We start from the raw sequence: 16,111 nt of genomic DNA, 5'->3' as shown, positions 1-16,111 counted from the left end.
CATGAGCTTTTCTTGTGTACATGAGGCCTTGGACGCGCGCATACGGCGGGTCCCCGATTTCCCCGTGCCGGGGGTTCTTTTCGAAGATCTCACACCGGTTCTAGCAGATGCTGAGGCTTTTGCTCTGGTGGTTGATACGCTGGCTGAGCGTGTGAAGGAATGCGGCGCTGACTTGATCGCAGGCCTTGACGCCAGGGGTTTCCTGCTCGGTTCCGCAGTGGCGTACCGCTTAGGCCTAGGGATTCTGGCTATCCGTAAGGCCGGTAAGCTGCCCCCGCCAGTGTTCTCCCAAGAATATGCCCTGGAGTATGGCACTGCAGCGTTGGAGATTCCCCGGGACGATTCTCTTGTCAAGGGCAAGAGGATTGTGCTTGTTGACGACGTGTTGGCTACAGGTGGCACCCTCAGTGCTGCAGCGTCGTTGTTGGAACGGGCAGGTGCTGACGTTAGTGCTTGTGCCGTCGTGCTGGAGGTACCTGGCCTCGGCGGGCGTGAGGCCCTGGGGCAGACGCCCTTGATCGTAGTTGGTAATGATGACAGCAACGCTTTCCCCAATGTGTAGCGCTATCCAGTAGCGCGGTAGTGTGTAAGTGTAATATCCGTCACCTGGAGGTGGGTTGCCTGCATCCAGGGCTGATGGGGCCGCCCTATCGAGTGAAGAAAAGCAGGGGATAGTGATGCCAGAAGGTACAGGATCGCAATCTTCCCCACGGACTGGGAACAGCCGCGGCCACAAGGCCTTGCAATCGAAGCAGCAGGCAACCATGCTGAGCATGTCCGCACGCCTAGCGCGGAGCCTCACCGGGTCGCGTGTCAAGGCAAACCCTGTCCTTGACCCATTGGTGAGCATTCACCGCAGTATCCACCCCAAGGCCGACATTCAGGTTATTGAACGGGCCTACGAGACTGCCGAGCGCCTACACGAAGGGGTGTATCGCAAATCGGGTGACCCTTATATCACCCACCCGCTAGCGGTTGCGACCATTGCAGCGGAGATTGGCATGGACACCACCACGGTAGTCGCAGCATTGTTGCACGATACGGTGGAGGACACAGATTACTCACTCGATGACCTCACCGCCGACTTCGGGCCAGAGGTAGCCCGGTTGGTCGACGGGGTCACCAAACTGGATAAGGTGGCGCTCGGCGCAGCGGCAGAGGCCGAAACGATCCGCAAGATGATCGTTGCGATGAGCGAGGATCCCCGGGTACTCGTCATCAAAGTGGCCGACAGGCTGCACAATATGCGCACCATGCGTTTCTTGCCGCCGGAAAAACAGGCGAAGAAAGCCCGACAAACTCTTGAAGTCATCGCGCCGTTGGCTCACCGCCTGGGTATGGCTTCGGTGAAATGGGAGTTGGAAGACCTCTCCTTTGCGATCTTGTACCCCAAGAAGTACGAGGAAATTGTGCGTCTTGTCGCCGACCGTGCACCCTCGCGCCACCGTTATATGGAGGACGTCATCGATTCGCTATCGCGGGTGATGTCAGACAACCATATTGCAGCCGAGGTCATGGGCCGGCCGAAGCACTATTGGTCGATCTACCAAAAGATGATTGTCCGCGGACACGATTTTGACGAGATTTTTGACCTTGTTGGCATCCGTATCTTGGTCGATAACGTCAATAATTGCTACGCAGCGATCGGCGCGGTGCACTCTTTGTACAACGCGATGCCGGGCCGTTTCAAAGACTATATTTCCGCACCTCGCTTTGGCGTCTATCAGTCTTTGCACACGACAGTCATGGGCCCAGGTGGCAAACCGCTCGAGGTTCAGGTCCGCACCCACGAGATGCACTACCAGGCTGAATTTGGCATTGCCGCCCACTGGCGTTACAAGGAGACCAAGGGCAGCCACAAGGGTGATCAAGCAGAAGTCGACCAGATGGCATGGATGCGACAACTGCTGGATTGGCAAAAAGACGCCGCAGACCCCAACGAGTTTCTGGACAGTCTGCGCTACGACCTCACAGCAAAACAGATTTTCACGTTCACTCCAAAAGGTGACGTGGTTAACCTGCAGGTAGGCGCAACACCGGTGGACTTTGCCTACGCGGTGCATACAGAGGTTGGTCACCGCTGCATCGGCGCAAAAGTCAACGGTAAGCTTGTCGCCCTAGAGTCGTCGCTAAAGTCAGGCGACAGGGTGGAGATCTTTACCTCAAAGGATGTTCATGCCGGCCCCTCGCGGGACTGGATGGCTTTTGTGGTGTCCCCGCGGGCCAAGTCGAAGATTCGACAGTGGTTCGCAAAGGAACGCAGGGAAGAACACCTTGAAGAAGGCCGCGAGGCCATGGCATCCGAAATCAGCCGTGGTGGTCTACCGCTGAGTAAGCTCTACACTTCGCAGTCTATGAAAACGGTGGCGGGCGACCTTAACTACAACGATGTTGATGCACTCTACACAGCAATTGGTGCGGGTAGTATTTCGGCCCAGCACGTTGCACAGCGACTGGTCGCATTGTTCGGCGAAAAATCCTCTAACGATGTGGGAGCGGCCGGAAGCGGTATTCTGCAAGACCTGGTCAAGCAGCGGAAGGCTGGTGCGGATGATAGTGGTCTGTTAGTACAGGGGCAGCCAGATGTTCTCGCCAAGGTGGCCCAATGCTGCATGCCGGTGCCTGGGGACAAGATCTTCGGTTTTGTCACCAAGGGCGGCGGCGTTTCGGTTCACCGCGTGAACTGTACCAATGCCGAAAGGCTCCATCAGGAGCCCGAGCGCCTCATCGAGGTTACGTGGGCGGGGGAGTCTGGAAGCTCCGTCTTCGCCGCGACGCTCGGTGTTGAGGCATTGGATCGTCAGGGCTTATTGTTCGAACTGACGAGGGTTATTAACGAGCAACGCGTGGCCGTAGTAGCGATGACGAGTCGTTCATCCGACGATCATGTGGCTGTATGCACGTTCACTTTCGAAGTATCTGATACTAAGCAACTTGGATCGTTGATGACGCAGTTACGTAACATCGAGGGGGTTTTCGATGTCTACCGTGTGGCGTCCCCGGCGTAGCCGTTAAGTAGGCGGTGCCGCTATCAGAAGTGCGGGTCGGGAACCTTCCCAAGACATGAAAAAGCCGCGATGTGTGTTTACACATCCCGGCTTTTTAGGCGCTTTTAGAAGCGGGGTGCGAAGTTCTTGGCGAGCTTCTCAATAGCGGTCTGCATGGAGACGACTGCGGTGAACAGGGAAGCGATGATGCCGATGAGCTTAACGACCTCACCGATCTTGTCGGCCCAGCTGGTCACCTTGGACTTGCCGTCGTTGTCGCCGTCCTTGGAGGTCTCGGAGGAGCCCAGGGCGCCGGAGATCTTGGAGGAGGTGGAGTTATCCTTGTCCTTATCCTTATCCTTGTCCTTACCGGACTGGTCGTCCTGAGCGGCAGGAGGGGTGGCTGCGTTGCTCGGAGCAGCTGCAGGAGGGGTGGCAGCGTTGCTCGGAGCAGCTGCAGCAGGCTCGTCAGCGAAGGCCGGGGCAGTGTGAACGGTGCCAGCGGTCAGAGCGACCACAGCGGTAGCTGCGGTGAGGGTCTTGCGGATGTTGAGCTTCATGTAAAGCGTCCTTAAAAGTCGTAAAAACCGAAGTGGGCTGCTATCAAGGGTAACTGGTTTCTTAAAATCTTCAACCCTTGACGGGCCCACGGGTGATTCTAGCCTATCTTTTCCTGCGATGCAGTGCATCTAAGGCCGCCTGATGCCGAAAGCCTCCCTACACCTAAAGTCGCTGGTGACTGCTGGTTTAGGTGGGGAGGCTTGTCGGTGGCTTGGATGCTATTTGACGCTTGCAGAGTTGATTGTCACAGACTCGGCGGGGGTACCGTCGGTGGCGCTTTGACCATCACCGGATCCCGGCTCGATGCCGGCTTCTGCAACCTTGTCGATGACCTTCAGGCCCTCGTCGGAGATCGTGCCAACGTAGGTGTAATTGGGCGCCAAGGGGGAGTCTTCGTAGTTGAGGAAGAACTGTGAGCCATTGGTGTTTGGGCCACTGTTTGCCAGAGCGATGCTGCCGCGGGGGTAGGTCACCTGCGGGCTGGTGATACCTGCGTCGCCCACAGGGTATTCATCGTTGTAGCTAAAGCCGGGCCCGCCCACGCCATCGCCGTTGGGGCTACCGCACTGGAGGACGTAGATGCCATCAGTGGTCAGTCGGTGGCAGGTTTTGCCGTTGTAGAAACCAGTCTTTGCGAGGTGCTCGATAGCGTTAGCTGCGCAGGGTGCAGCGGCACGGTTCAAAGTGACGGGGATGTCACCCTGGTTGGTGGCGAAATCGATAGCCACCGTGCCGGTTGCCGGTACGTTGGTGCCGTTCGGTAGGTCTGCACTGCCTGCGTCCCCTGAGGGGGTGTATTCGCAGCTGACGGTCTCGGGCAGGGCCTGGCTGGGTTTCCCATCCAGTACTGTTGCTGCATCAGGTGCGGTGGACTCTGCGGCTGCGGTGTCTTGCTCGTTGTTGTCTGAAGAATCGCGGGTTGCGGCGAACCAGATGCCTCCGCAGATGATGACAAGCACTGCCAGGGCTGCGAAGACGACACCGAGCGGTTGTGTCTTCTCAGATCGATCGCGTGCTTTGAGTTCCTTGTTTAGTGCGTCCATAGCTTGGGCGCGGCGTTCTCGGTTGTTGCTCACCTGTTGGGCCTCACTGTGTTGGTTATCGTCTGGGTGGCACCCGTGTGTCCACGAGCTGTTGCACGAGCTTCGGCATGCATCCCATGACATCTTAGCGGCAGGCGGTCTATTGTTTTGAAGCATGGGAGAGTTGATCAAAGATGTGTCCATCGCTTGCGCGCCGTTAGGTCCGTTTCAGACGAACTGCTATGTGCTGTTTGTGGAGGATTCTTCGGGGGCTAAGCGTTGCGCGATTATTGACCCCGGGCTCGGCGCGCTGGCTGCGATCCAGGAAGAGATCGCTGCACAGGGTGCGGAGGTCACAGATGTATTTCTGACCCATGGGCACATTGATCACACCCGCGGTGCTGCCGAGGTTGCGCAGTTCTATGGCGTCGCTGTGTCGATTCATCCCGATGACGAATTCATGCTGACCAACCCTCACGAAGGTGTGAGCGCGCAGACCGCAGCATTGTTTGACGCCGCGTCGATGGACACGCCCCCGAATATTGTCCATGTGGTTGATGGTCAGCGTATTTCTCTTGCTGGTGTGGAGTTTCTAATTCGGCACGCCCCGGGGCATTCACCGGGTTGTGTCTTGGCGGTGGGCGAAGACCTAGTGTTTTCAGGTGACGTGTTGTTTAAGGGCTCCATTGGCCGCACGGATCTTCCGTATTCGGATCCCCAAGCGATGGAGCATTCTTTGGAAACGGTGGTGAAGAACCTACCCACCGATCTGCCGGTCCTGCCTGGCCATGGTCCGGCTACGTCGGTGATCGCCGAGCTGCGTTCTAATCCTTTCCTCGGAGCCCGCTAAGCCAAGTAGCACCGGTGGCGGGGCAGCAGGTTAGACTGTGTGCTTGTGACTGACGATGCTTCTAAGACAACTGCCCCCCAGGTAGACGCTGCGCGATCTGCCAAGAAGAAGAACAAGAGCTTTTCCGCGCCGAAGGGTGTTCCGGATTATGTGCCCTCCCGTTCAGCAACGTTTGTAGCGGTGCGTGAGGCCTTTGCCCAGAATGCGGCAGCAGCGGGTTTTGGCCACGTCGAGCTACCGGTCTTTGAAGACACCGAGTTGTTTGCCCGCGGCGTGGGGGAGTCCACCGATGTGGTGAGCAAAGAAATGTACACCTTTGAGGACCGCGGTGGGCGTTCCGTCACGCTGCGTCCCGAGGGCACCGCTGGCGTCATGCGCGCGGTGATTGAGCATGGCCTAGACCGCGGCCAGCTTCCGGCGAAGTTGTCCTACACGGGACCTTTCTTCCGCTATGAGCGTCCCCAAGCTGGGCGTTACCGCCAGTTGCAGCAGTTTGGTGTCGAGGCCATCGGCGTTGACGATCCAGCGTTGGATGCCGAGGTTATTGCTCTGGCGGATCGGTGCTTCCGTTCCATTGGCTTAGACGGTTACCGTCTGGAATTGACCTCTCTGGGGGATTCGACCTGCCGGCCCCAGTACCGACAGAAGCTTCAGGAGTTTCTGCTTGGACTGCCCTTGGATGAGGAAACCCGCCGTCGTGCTCAGATCAACCCGTTGCGCGTGCTCGATGATAAGCGCCCTGAGGTCAAAGAGATGACTGCGGAAGCTCCGCTGATGCTTGATCACTTAAGTGCCGATGCTGCCGAGCACTTCGATACCGTTCGCTCCTACCTGGATGCTCTAGGCGTTGATTATGTGGTTAATCCCCGTCTTGTTCGTGGTTTGGATTACTACACCAAGACCTGTTTCGAGTTCGTGCACGATGGGTTGGGTGCGCAGTCCGGAATCGGTGGTGGTGGCCGCTATGACGGATTGATGGCGGAGCTTGGCGGCCAGGATTTGTCCGGTATTGGTTTTGGTTTGGGGCTCGATCGCGCTCTGCTCGCCTTGGAGGCTGAGGGTAAGAGCTTTGGCCCGCAGTCGCGCGTTGATGTGTATGGCGTCGCGATGGGGCGCGATGCAAAGGCACAGATGGTGCACTTGATCAACCAGATCAGGCAGGCGGGTCTCCGGGCGGACATGTCCTATGGGGATCGCGGCCTGAAGGGTGCGATGAAGGGTGCTGATAGGGCGGGTGCCCGTTATGCTTTGGTCTTGGGGGACCAGGAGCTCGAGCACGGCACCGTGGTGGTTAAGGACCTTGCGGCCCACGAACAGGTTGACGTCGCGTTGGTTGATGTTGTGCAGGTTCTGCGGCGTCGTATGGGTTAATCCCGGTCGCGCTGTGGCGGTGGGGTCTGAAGCCCTGCTGCCAGGCCGCCAAGGTAGAGGCTGACCAGCTGATCGGTGATGCGCGGTTCCAAGGCTAGAATTCCTGGGACTGGGGGTCGGGTGACGGTGATCAGCCCGATGATGAAGGTGTTGTAGCTGATGTTTTCTGCTACAAGCCCATGGTCTTTTGCCTTGCGTAAGATGCGCTCGCCGTTGTGTTGCGTGTGATGGCGCAGTTCCGCGACGTTATCGGGCAATTTGCTAAGGTCATCGGGGGCGAAGGTTGATACGAGGTGTGAGATCCCCATATCGACTAGTTCGTTGACGTAGGTATTCCAGCTATCGGCGGGGTGCTCATCGAAGGATTCCAAGATCTCCTGCTGCAGAGCCAAAGCCTGTTCGAAGAAGTAGGCTCCACAGGCGTAGAGCAAAGCGGAGCGGTCGGGGAAATTGCGATAAAGGGTGGCGATCCCGACGCCGGCGCGTTCTGCGATGGTTTCAAGTGCAACGGTTTCTGGCTGCGTACGGAAGAGCTCGGCGGCTGCGGTGATGATACGTCGTCGTCGTTCGAGTGCGTCGCTGCGCATGCTGGCTCCTTGGTGTTGGTACTTGCGGCCGCACAAAAGTGATAGTTGCGCGTCCACTTATTGTGTTAGCTTAGGCGTCAATCGCCAATGCTGCAACGCCGGCTGGCACAATAGTGAAGATATGAGCACTTTTAACCGATCAGCATTGCAGCAGATCCGTGAGCAGGCCCAAGCAATCCTCAGCAACCGCGCGGAAGCGACCGCAGTTGTGTGGGAGCTGCAGCGCAACCCGCTGCCTGCGGCACTGCAGCAGCGACGCCGCGTCGGAAACGATAGTGCAAGCATCGAGGTCATTGCCCCCTGGGAGGTGACGTGGCCGGATTCCCTCTACGCCCGAGTCGAATTGGAACAGGGCAGTGTCGCCGGTTCAGGTGCCAATGTGGAGGTTGCGGTGAACGTGCTGAAAGCGTTTATCGAGCAGACTACTGGAGTGCAGCGGCTAGTCGACGATCTGTCTGCCGCCGACACCGTCGGCATGATGATTCCCCAGGTGTTCCACGGCTTCATCTCCGACGATGTTCTTGATGCTAACGATCTCAAAGGTGTAGCCATACGGGGGTTATCATGGTTGACCGGCTCCAGCAGCTCCAAGAAGCGTTCCCGCACCACCAGGTCGTCAGGTTCACGATCCGGTGTCTCAGCGGCCCAGGAAGCCGCATCGCAACTCAATTACCTGATGGGTAATCCCTCTTTCCGCAGCACAGAGAACGCTGCAGTTAGGGTGCTTGAGCTCGTTCGGCGCTCGAAAGAGATGCAGCGCAGGGTGCCGCCCACCCCCATTCCCAGCGCTGACAGTTTGGGATCTAGCTTCCAAGCGGCAGCCGCTCAAAGTCTTGGCACTGCGGTTGATAATCCGGACGTTGCCATCGAAGCCTTGCCACTGGATTCAGCTGGGCACGTCGTGCAGCAATTGGCTGAATTGGCGGCATCAACCGATTCGGAAGCCCGGCTCAAGTCCGAGGCCGAAGAAGTGCTGAAGCAACTCTATGAGCAGCACGCAATAATACTGATGGAGCAATTGCCACTCGACGCGCTGAAGGCTGTCACCAACGAACGTCTTCGCTTTGACGGTCTCGACGCTATTTCTGTACGCACGGTAGCGGATGTTTTACGCACGCCCACCCCAACGCTCATGAATGCACATGGGGTGGGGGAGCAGACTGCCAAACGGATGCGTGCTGCGGCGACCACCTTGTTCAAAGAGGCCTCGTCGACCGGCAGTCAGGCAACGAGCTTGAGCACCTTCGCCGATCACACGTCGCAGGTATCTCCCTCAGCTGAAGCGACCGCCTTGCTGCGCATTCTTGCGCGTTTCGAGCAGGTAAACAGCCTTGATCCCGTGCAGCGGGAGCGTCGCATGCGTCTGCAGCGCTATTTCTTCGGTTTGCGCCCTGATCAACTACTCGCCAGCGGATCGCCCCACCTATGGGTGTTGTCTCACGGTCATGGCGCGCTGGAGCAGTTCTATGATGACTTGTTGTGGGCGCGCAGTAACACAGAAATGCTGGCTGCCCGTAGCGCTGTGGATCCGGGGATAGGGGTGTGGCAGGACTACCGCACTAATCCGGCCCGATTCCAGCATCTGTTGACTTTGCTCCTTGACGAACCTGGGCAGGCTAAAGAGGATGGCGCTGTCCTTCATGACGCCGCCATCGTTGACCGGATACGCAGCTTGGAGCTTGATACGCGGCTGCTCAAGGACTTGTTCTTGCGTGGTTACCAATCGTATGGTGCCCGCTTTGCCTTGGTGCAGAAAAAGACGGTGCTGGGTGACGAGATGGGCCTGGGTAAGACTGTGCAGGCCATCGCGTTTGCGGCACACGTGTGCGCCACTGAGGCAGTGCCGGAGCTCAGCAGTCCGCTGGCTGGCGCATCAGGGGCTCCGGATTTGTCCGGGGTGGTGTTGCCACGGGTGCTGGTGGTGTGCCCCGCGTCGGTGATTATCAACTGGGTGCGCGAGGTTGCGAAGTTTAGCTACATGCCTGTGTTCAAGGCTCATGGGGACACGAAGGACGCAGCCGTGGCGGCATGGTTATCCCAGGGTGGTGTGCTGGTGTGTTCCTTCACGGGTTCGCGGACGCTGACGTTGGAGGGTGTGCGTTGCGTCATTGTTGATGAGGCGCACTATGTCAAGAACCCAGAGGTTAAGCGCAGCCTGCGGGTAGCAGAGCTTGTCAAGGATGCTGAATATGCGTTGCTGATGACTGGCACTCCGCTAGAAAACCGGGTGGAGGAGTTCGTCACCCTGGTGCGCTATGTGCAGCCCGAGTTGCTTAAACGGGGTATGGGCTCGATGGGGGCAGAGGACTTCCGCGCGGCTGTGGCGCCGGCCTATTTGCGTCGCAATCAGGCGGATGTTCTTGATGAGTTGCCGGATCGTGAGGATTCGATCGACTGGGTGGAGTTAAGTGATAGTGATGACGCCGCGTATAGGCAGGCGGTGGCGGCGGGTCACTGGATGCAGATGCGCCAGGCGGCCTACTTGGGCGATGGTGCTTGCGCGAAGGTCGAGCGCATCGCTGAGATTTGTGCTCAGGCGGGGGAGCACGGCCGCAAGGTGTTGGTGTTTAGCTTCTTCTTGGAGCCGTTGAATCGCATTGCGCAGGAGCTTGGATCCGCTAGTGGTCTTGAGGTTATTGGGCGGATTTCTGGCGCGCAGTCGCCGGCTGCTCGGCAGCAGCTTGTTGATGCGTTCACGCAGTTTGATGGGCCGTGTGTTCTACTGTCCCAGGTTCAGGCTGGGGGCGTTGGTTTGAACATTCAGGCGGCGAGCGTGGTTATTATTGCCGAGCCGCAGATTAAGCCTTCTGCGGAGTCGCAGGCGATTGCCCGCGCTTATCGCATGGGGCAGGTGATGAGTGTGCAGGTGCACCGGATTGCTGCTGCGGATACTGTGGACGAGCGCATCATGGAGATCTTGAAGGTTAAGTCGCAGGCTTTTGATGAGTTCGCCCGTGAGTCCGTGTCTGCGGATATTGATGACGCCGTGGATGTGTCGGAAGGCAAACTCGCCCGGGAGATTATTGCTGCCGAGCGAGAGCGTTTGGGGCTCCAACCCTAGGTTGGCGCCAGCGCAGGCTCTTGCCTGGCCCAAAGGGTGCGGCTTAGTTGTAGACGCCGCGGTTGAAGAAGTCACAGGATGCCATGCGGCCGCTGGTGTAGCCGGCGAGGAATGCCTGTTGGCGCTGCTCCGAGCTTCCGTGTGTGAACATATCGGGTCGGACTTTGCCGCTGGTGCGTTGTTGAATATTGTCGTCACCGACGGCCCGGGCTGTCGTTACCGCATCGTAGACTTGCGCTTCGCTGACGGGTTCGAGGAAGGCGTCTTGTCCCTTGTCCGCGTAGTGGGCCCAGATACCTGCGTAGCAGTCAGCTTGCAGTTCCACTTTGACTGCGGCGGAGTCTGCCCCGGGATTGTTGTAGTCGCTCAGCCCTAGGGTGCCTTCGATGTTTTGGATGTGGTGGCCAAATTCGTGGGCGACGATGTATTCCTGGGCGAATGGGGCGTCTTTACCGCCGAGCTGCTTGAGTTGGTCGAAGAAGCTCGTATCAAAGTAGGCGGTGCGGTCGCTGGGGCAGTAGAACGGGCCGGTGGCGGAGCTGGCCGCGCCGCAAGCAGTCTGGGTTGCACCCTTGAACAATGTGAGGCCCGGTTCGGTGTATTTCAGCTGCGCTTGTTGCGGTAACTGACTGGACCACACCTGGTCTAATGACGCCGCGGTGAACCACAGTCGACAGTCGTCGTATTTGTTTGCATCGGCGCCTGTTTGGCAGTGGTCGAAGGTTGAGGCATCCCCGGAGCCAACTTCGGCCGGCCCGGCTTGCTGCTGGTTGGAACCAAGGATCTGATCGAGATCTGCCGGGTTACCACCCATCAGCAAAAATAGTCCCACTAGTACCAGTGTGCCGATGCCGCCGCCCGTTGCGAGTTTTACCCCACCGCCCCCGCCGGATACGTTGCGGGTCGGCCGATTGAGCTCACCACGAAAAGTCATAAGCGTAAGCATATCAACCACCTATGCATTCGGAGGTGTAGTTCGTGCGGTAGGGTGGTGCGTTAGTGTTCATTTTGCGTGAAAGGAAGTAACAACGTGCTGCGCACCCATCTTGCAGGCGAACTGCGGAAAGAAACAGCAGGCCAGTCCGTCACCCTGACCGGCTGGGTTTCCCGGCGCCGCGACCACGGCGGCGTCATCTTTATTGATCTTCGCGATCGTTCGGGTGTCGCACAGGTTGTGTTCCGTAACTCCGAGGTCGCCGAGGCCGCCCACCTCCTGCGTAGCGAATACTGCATTCGGGTGACAGGCATAGTTGAGCTGCGTCCTGAAGGCTCCGAAAACCCGAACCTGAGCTCCGGCGATGTCGAGGTCAACGTCACTGACCTAGAGGTTCTGAACGAATCCACCGCGCTGCCCTTCCAAATCGAAGATGGTTACTCCGGCGAAGTGGGCGAGGAGACCCGCCTGAAGTACCGCTACCTGGATCTGCGTAGGCCTGCTCAGGCGGAAGCCCTCCGCCTGCGCTCGGCAGCTAACCGTGCTGCACGCGCAGTGCTCGACAAGCACGATTTCACCGAGATCGAAACACCTACGCTTACGCGCTCGACCCCCGAGGGTGCCCGTGACTTCCTGGTGCCCGCACGACTCAAGCCCGGTACTTTCTACGCATTGCCGCAGTCGCCCCAGTTGTTTAAGCAGTTGTTGATGGTTGCCGGCATGGAGCGCTATTACCAAATCGCCCGCTGCTACCGCGATGAGGACTTCCGTGCCGACCGCCAGCCGGAGTTCACCCAGCTTGATATCGAGATGAGCTTCGTGGACCAAGAGGACGTCATCGCCCTAGCGGAAGAGATCCTCAAGTCCCTGTGGGCGCTCATCGGCTACGACATTGCTACGCCGATTCCTCGCATGACCTACGCGGACGCGATGCGTCTGTATGGCTCCGACAAGCCCGACCTGCGTTTCGACATCCAGATTGTCGAGTGCACCGAGTTCTTCAAGGACACCACCTTCCGCGTGTTCCAAAACGATTATGTCGGCGCTGTCGTTATGGAGGGGGGCGCATCCCAGCCGCGTCGTCAGCTCGATGCTTGGCAGGAATGGGCTAAGCAGCGTGGAGCCAAGGGTCTGGCCTACATTCTCGTAGGCGAGGATGGCGAATTGGCTGGCCCGGTCGCAAAGAACATCACCGAGCAGGAACGCGCAGGCATCGCAGAGCACGTGGGCGCCAAGCCTGGCGACTGCATCTTCTTCGCCGCTGGCGATGCAAAGTCCTCCCGTGCGCTGCTTGGTGCTGCCCGTGGTGAGATTGCTCGCAAGCTCGATCTGATTAAGGAAGGCGATTGGGCCTTCACTTGGGTGGTCGATGCCCCGATGTTCGAGCCTTCTGCTGACGCCACTGCGTCTGGTGACGTTGCGCTTGGCCACTCTAAGTGGACTGCGGTGCACCACGCGTTCACTTCTCCCAAGCCCGAATCTCTGGACAACTTCGACACCGACCCCGGTTCTGCGCTGGCCTACGCTTACGACATCGTGTGCAACGGTAACGAGATCGGTGGTGGCTCGATTCGTATCCACCAACGCGATGTGCAAGAGCGTGTCTTCAAAGTCATGGGCATTACCGAAGAAGAGGCCCGCGAAAAGTTCGGCTTCCTGCTGGATGCTTTCGCTTTCGGCGCACCGCCTCACGGCGGCATTGCATTCGGTTGGGACCGTATCGTGAGCCTGCTCGGTGGTTTCGAGTCCATTCGCGATGTCATCGCCTTCCCGAAGTCCGGTGGCGGCGTCGATCCTCTCACCGATGCGCCCGCTCAGATTACCCCTGAGCAGCGTAAAGAATCCGGTATTGACGCACGTCCCAAAGCCGTTAAAAAGGAAACCCCTCAGCCTCAGTAGGTTGGGTAAAACCAAGGGTGTTGATGTGAGTTCTCTTCCTTCCTCCGAGCAGATCGCTGCGATCGCTCGCCAACTGTTGAGCGAGCGTTACGGCGAAGACATCATGTTTAATGACGTCGCTGAACTGACGGGATCATCCTCGTCGGTGGTGCTCCGCGCGAAGGTGGCCCCGACTGCCGTGCTTCAGCAGCGTTCCATCGTCATCAAGTACAGTCCCGCTTCTGGGGATCCGCTTGATGACGCCGCGCTGATCCGGGAGGTTGTGTCCTACCAGTTCACCACGGCTCTGCCGGAGGACGTTCGTCCTGGGCCGGTGCTGCTGGCTTACGATATTGACCACCGGATTCTGGTGATCTCGGACGCTGGTGAAGCCGATACCTTTGACCACCTGCTCGACAATGATGACTCTGCCGCTCGCGTGGCCTTGCTGAGGATTCTGGGGCAGGCAGTGGGGCGTATGCATGCGGGTACGGCACAGCGGGAGCAGAACTTTGAGATCCTGCTCAGCCGGATGCTTCAGCGGTACCCGGATACTCGGGAGCTGCACGAGCTCCGCGACGCTTCTTTGCTGGGTGCAATTGACGTCGGTATTGACTTGCTGAAAGCCTCACAGGTCCAGATCAGCCCGACCGTGTTCGAGTTGGCCCAGCAAGCCAAACGTCGGCTTTCCAGCGGTCAGCACCGAGCTTTCACGCCCTTCGACTTGTCTCCGGACAACATTATTTACGCTGATCGCACCGGCACCGAGCGTAGCGCCGTGGAACGCGTGAAGTTCCTCGATTACGAATGGGCGGGATTCCGAGACGCGACGTTCGACGTGGCTTGCGTGATCGCCGGGTTCCCGCAGTACTTGTTCAGCCGAACCCTCAATGCCGCAGAATCCGACGCGTTCATTCGAGCCTGGACTGATGAGGTTCGCGAGTTGTGGCCGAACGTTGACAATCGCGAGCGTCTTAATGCGCGCATCATCACCGCGCTGCTCGGGTGGGCCTTCGCCAGCGTGTCGTACCTGTATTACGGATCCATGTCCCAGTTGGTCAATCAGATGTCTTCCTCTTCCCAGGTGCAGTCCGGGCAGGCCGGAGACATCCCCTCTGCACAAGCCGAGGCGCTCGCCACCGCCACCTACGCTCTTGATGACGTTGACTACGATATCTTGATCGGCGGCTCCCTTGATTCGGTACTGAACGAGGGTGGAGATGCCCGCAAGGATCTTCACGAGACTTTCGCCGCGATTGTTACCTTCGCGCGTCGATGCGCGGAGGAACCGGCCGGCGATGACGCAGTGCTACACCAACAGTTCCTCGAGGTTGCCGATTTCGCCGCTGTTGTGTGCGCGCGTCTAGAGCAGCTGCGCTCATAGACACCTGCCGGGAGGACAAGGAGGGCTCGACATGAACACCCGCAATGGCGGCCGTGCCAGCGAAGACGATCTTTTCGGATCAACGTTGGCACAGCCCGACCAGCCTGGCGGGTCAGCACCACGAGGTTCTGCCCACCAATTTTTCTCCGCCGGTGCGAATGCGCCGTTGGCCGCCCGGATGCGACCTCGCACCATCGACGAGGTGGTCGGTCAAGAGCACATCCTCGGTCCGGGGAAGCCCCTGCGTCGCCTCATCGAGGGAGCAGGCGACACGTCAGTGATTCTGTATGGTCCCCCCGGCACGGGTAAAACCACTCTGGCGTCGTTGGTGAGTTCCGCCACCGGCCGTAGTTTCGTCGCGTTGTCTGCGTTGAATTCTGGCGTCAAGGAGGTTCGCGAGGTCATTGAGGACGCTCGTCGACGTTTGATCCACGGCGAACAAACTGTGCTGTTCATCGACGAGATCCACCGCTTCAGCAAAACCCAACAGGACGCCTTACTGGGCGCTGTCGAAAACCGTACGGTTCTGCTTGTAGCTGCTACGACTGAGAACCCGAGTTTTGCGGTCGTTTCGCCATTGTTGTCTCGCAGCTTGTTGTTGCAGCTGCATTCTCTTGACTCCGACGCCGTGGGCAAGGTGCTCGACCGCGCGGTGGTCGATGAGCGCGGGCTTGGCGGCGCTGTGTCCCTCGATCCGGCTGCACGCGATCACATCATTGCTTTATCCGGTGGGGACGCGCGACGCAGCTTGACGTATTTAGAGGCGATCGCCGAGACCGTGATGAGCAGTTGGGATTCCAGTGATGCTTCCGGCCCCATTATCACGGTCGAGGACGTTCGCTCCGGGATTAACAAGGCGGTCGTGCGTTACGACCGCGACGGCGATCAGCACTATGACGTCGTGAGCGCCTTCATCAAATCCATTCGGGGAAGCGACGTTGACGCCGCGTTGCATTATCTTGCGCGAATGATTGAGGCTGGAGAGGATCCCCGCTTCATCGCGCGCAGGCTTGTTGTTCAGGCCAGCGAAGACATCGGCTTGGCCGATCCCACTGCATTGACCACTGCGGTCGCAGCTATGCAGGCGGCTCAGTTTGTGGGGTTGCCCGAGGCGCGCCTTAGCCTCACTCAAGCAACAATTCACTTGGCGACGGCACCTAAATCGAACGCGGTGATCGCCGCGATCGATTCCGCAATCGCCGACGTGCGACAAGGCCTTGTTGGACCTGTTCCTCCTCACTTGCGCGATGGCCACTATGAGGGGGCGCAGCGATTAGGCAACGCCCAGGGCTACGTTTATCCCCACGATGACCCACGCGGCGTCGTTGCTCAACAATACTTGCCGACGCAGCCTGTGGAGCTCCATGAACGCACCTATTACACCCCGACCGGCAGGGGAAACGAAGCCACACTGACAAGCATCATTGGGCGCGTTAGGCGCATCATTCGCGGACACTAGAGGTATACGGGGTAGAG

At 58.7% G+C, this 16,111-nt stretch carries 12 protein-coding genes; 8 read left to right on the top strand and 4 right to left on the bottom strand.

Features of this window, described 5'->3' with window-relative positions:
* Position 1 precedes the first annotated feature (1 nt).
* Both L1C91_RS00975 and L1C91_RS00970 read left to right on the top strand, forming a co-directional pair.
* Positions 2 to 562, top strand: a complete 561-nt coding sequence (locus L1C91_RS00975) for an adenine phosphoribosyltransferase (protein WP_234857588.1) — start codon at positions 2 to 4, stop codon at positions 560 to 562.
* 115 nt (positions 563 to 677) lie between these two features.
* Positions 678 to 3,008, top strand: a complete 2,331-nt coding sequence (locus L1C91_RS00970; RefSeq protein WP_419178685.1) for a RelA/SpoT family protein — start codon at positions 678 to 680, stop codon at positions 3,006 to 3,008.
* 104 nt (positions 3,009 to 3,112) lie between these two features.
* Here L1C91_RS00970 and L1C91_RS00965 read toward each other — a convergent pair whose 3' ends face one another.
* Both L1C91_RS00965 and L1C91_RS00960 read right to left on the bottom strand, forming a co-directional pair.
* On the bottom strand, positions 3,113 to 3,547 hold the full coding sequence (locus L1C91_RS00965) for a hypothetical protein (RefSeq protein WP_234857586.1): 435 nt from the start codon (positions 3,545 to 3,547) through the stop codon (positions 3,113 to 3,115).
* A gap of 219 nt (positions 3,548 to 3,766) precedes the next feature.
* Positions 3,767 to 4,624 carry a peptidylprolyl isomerase gene (locus L1C91_RS00960; protein WP_234857585.1) on the bottom strand — a complete coding sequence of 286 codons (858 nt, stop codon included), beginning with the start codon at positions 4,622 to 4,624 and terminating at the stop codon, positions 3,767 to 3,769.
* 121 nt (positions 4,625 to 4,745) lie between these two features.
* Between L1C91_RS00960 and L1C91_RS00955 the strand changes: the two genes are divergently transcribed.
* Positions 4,746 to 5,420, top strand: coding sequence for an MBL fold metallo-hydrolase (locus L1C91_RS00955; protein WP_234857584.1), 675 nt, complete (start codon positions 4,746 to 4,748; stop codon positions 5,418 to 5,420).
* Positions 5,421 to 5,465: 45 nt separating this feature from the next.
* On the top strand, positions 5,466 to 6,791 hold the full coding sequence (hisS, locus tag L1C91_RS00950; RefSeq protein ID WP_234857583.1) for a histidine--tRNA ligase: 1,326 nt from the start codon (positions 5,466 to 5,468) through the stop codon (positions 6,789 to 6,791).
* Here hisS and L1C91_RS00945 read toward each other — a convergent pair.
* A complete protein-coding gene (locus L1C91_RS00945; RefSeq protein WP_234857582.1) occupies positions 6,788 to 7,378 on the bottom strand; it encodes a TetR/AcrR family transcriptional regulator in 591 nt (196 codons plus the stop codon). The two genes, hisS and L1C91_RS00945, sit on opposite strands and share 4 nt — an antisense overlap.
* Positions 7,379 to 7,499: 121 nt before the next feature.
* On the opposite strand from L1C91_RS00945, the gene L1C91_RS00940 reads away from it, so the two are divergent.
* Complete coding sequence (locus tag L1C91_RS00940) at positions 7,500 to 10,439, top strand: DEAD/DEAH box helicase (RefSeq protein ID WP_234857581.1); 2,940 nt, start codon at positions 7,500 to 7,502, stop codon at positions 10,437 to 10,439.
* Positions 10,440 to 10,482: 43 nt separating this feature from the next.
* Here the strand turns inward: L1C91_RS00940 and ypfJ are convergent, their stop codons facing one another.
* The gene (ypfJ, locus tag L1C91_RS00935) at positions 10,483 to 11,373 is read right to left on the bottom strand and encodes a KPN_02809 family neutral zinc metallopeptidase (RefSeq protein WP_234857580.1); all 891 of its coding nucleotides are present in this window, start codon (positions 11,371 to 11,373) and stop codon (positions 10,483 to 10,485) included.
* Between the two features lie 96 nt (positions 11,374 to 11,469).
* Between ypfJ and aspS the strand changes: the two genes are divergently transcribed.
* Genes aspS through L1C91_RS00920 form a run of 3 tightly spaced genes read left to right on the top strand, consistent with a single transcriptional unit; the run spans position 11,470 to position 16,094 of the window.
* Positions 11,470 to 13,272, top strand: a complete 1,803-nt coding sequence (gene aspS / locus L1C91_RS00930) for an aspartate--tRNA ligase (RefSeq protein ID WP_234857845.1) — start codon at positions 11,470 to 11,472, stop codon at positions 13,270 to 13,272.
* 25 nt (positions 13,273 to 13,297) lie between these two features.
* Complete coding sequence (locus L1C91_RS00925) at positions 13,298 to 14,635, top strand: phosphotransferase family protein (RefSeq protein ID WP_234857579.1); 1,338 nt, start codon at positions 13,298 to 13,300, stop codon at positions 14,633 to 14,635.
* A 31-nt stretch (positions 14,636 to 14,666) separates the two neighbouring features.
* Complete coding sequence (locus tag L1C91_RS00920; protein ID WP_234857578.1) at positions 14,667 to 16,094, top strand: replication-associated recombination protein A; 1,428 nt, start codon at positions 14,667 to 14,669, stop codon at positions 16,092 to 16,094.
* Positions 16,095 to 16,111: the final 17 nt, after the last annotated feature.

This window comes from Corynebacterium argentoratense (assembly GCF_021491455.1).
Lineage (GTDB): Bacteria > Actinomycetota > Actinomycetes > Mycobacteriales > Mycobacteriaceae > Corynebacterium > Corynebacterium argentoratense_A.
This window is presented reverse-complemented; position numbering and strand designations above follow the sequence as displayed.